A 1,399-nucleotide genomic window follows, 5' to 3' on the forward strand; every position below is an offset into this window, starting at 1 on the left:
CAATGCCGTTGCTTTTGGCGGGGCTGGCCGGTTGAAGCGATGTGCTGATATCCCGTCTGGAGCGGCTGGGGCTGGGCGTCCTGACTCGGTCGTGTCCGCCTGAGCTGGTGGACCGGATGGTGGGTGAGACGGGGTGCTCGGAGAAGCGCCGTCGTCTGTTGTCCGCCCGGTTCACGGTGTATTTCGTGCTGGCGATGTGCTTGTTCCCGCAGGCCGACTACTTGGAAGTCCTGCGTCTGGTGAAGACGGGCGACAAGGGATTGCGGTCCTGGTCCGGGGTGAACAAGTCGTCGCTGGCCAGGGCCCGGCAGCGGCTCGGCTGGCCGGTGATGCGGCAACTGTTCCGGTCCGTGGCCCGCCCGCTCGGCGCGGACGGTGAGCTGTTCCGCGGACTGCGGGTGCTGGCCCTGGACGGGATGCTGCTGGCCGTGCCCGACTCTGCGGGGAACAACGACGCCTTCGGCAAGTCTGGCTCCCAGCGCAGTCCGATGGGCTATCCGCAGGCCAGGGTGGTCGCGGTGGCCGAGTGCTCCTCGCATGCCGTTCTGGACGCGGTGATCGGCGGGTTCAAGGATTCCGAGCGCATCGTCTCCGACGCTCTGGACGCCCATGTCGGAACCGGCACGCTGTTACTGGCCGACCGGGGCTTGTGGGGTCTGGCCCGCTGGCACCGGCTCCGCAACCAGGGCACGCACCTGTTGTGGCGTATCGAGCGGCGCAAGGCCCGCCGGGTCCAGGACGTTCTTCCCGACGGCAGCTACCTCGCGCGGATCGAGGCGAACAAACACAGCAAGGCGGCCGGAACCGTGAAGGCGCCGACGGCCCTGGTCCGGGTGATCGAGTACCGCGTCGACGGGCAGGCCGACGTCGTCCGGCTGATCACCAGCCTGACCGACCACGAGAAGTACCCCGCCGACGAACTTGCCGTCCTGTACTCCCGCCGCTGGGAGATCGAGCTCGTCTTCGACGAGATCAAGACCCATCAACGCGGCCGGCCGGTCCTCAGATCACAGACACCGGACGGCGTCCGGCAGGAGATCTACGCGCACTTGATCGTGCACCACGCCACTCGGGACCTGCTGGACGAGGCCGCCCGCCTACACCGCAGCACCGCCGAGCGGACCTCGTTCACCCGAGCCCTGCATGTCGTCCGCCGCTCACTGATCTCACCGAGCGGCTTTTCCCCCCTCAGCCCGCAGCAGGGACCGTCGCCTCGGACTCAACGAGATCGGCCGCAGTCTCCTACCTCGCAGAAGATCCCGTGATTGCCCGCGCAAGATCCGCTCGTGCATCACCGGATACGCCAGCAAAGCCCCAGGCGAACCCGCCAGCAGCCGCCGCCCGCCGGTCGTCGTCACCCTGAACAACCGGTGGCACGACCACTAAAGCAACGGCATTG

General features: G+C 67.7%; 1 protein-coding gene. It reads left to right on the forward strand.

What is annotated here, in order from left to right:
- Window positions 1–116: 116 nt before the first annotated feature.
- Window positions 117–1,265 (forward strand): IS4 family transposase, encoded by a 1,149-nt coding sequence (locus tag ACIRRY_RS51800; RefSeq protein ID WP_403988153.1) that lies wholly within the window; start codon window positions 117–119, stop codon window positions 1,263–1,265.
- Window positions 1,266–1,399 lie beyond the last annotated feature (134 nt).

Origin of the sequence: Streptomyces sp. NPDC101776 (assembly GCF_044766845.1) — a bacterium.
Taxonomy (GTDB): Bacteria; Actinomycetota; Actinomycetes; order Streptomycetales; family Streptomycetaceae; genus Streptomyces.

Bases quoted from the DNA above. Each gene is read 5' to 3' on its own strand.
- ACIRRY_RS51800 (WP_403988153.1), top strand. From the start codon at position 117: ATGGTGGGTGAGACGGGGTGCTCGGAGAAGCGCCGTCGTCTGTTGTCC.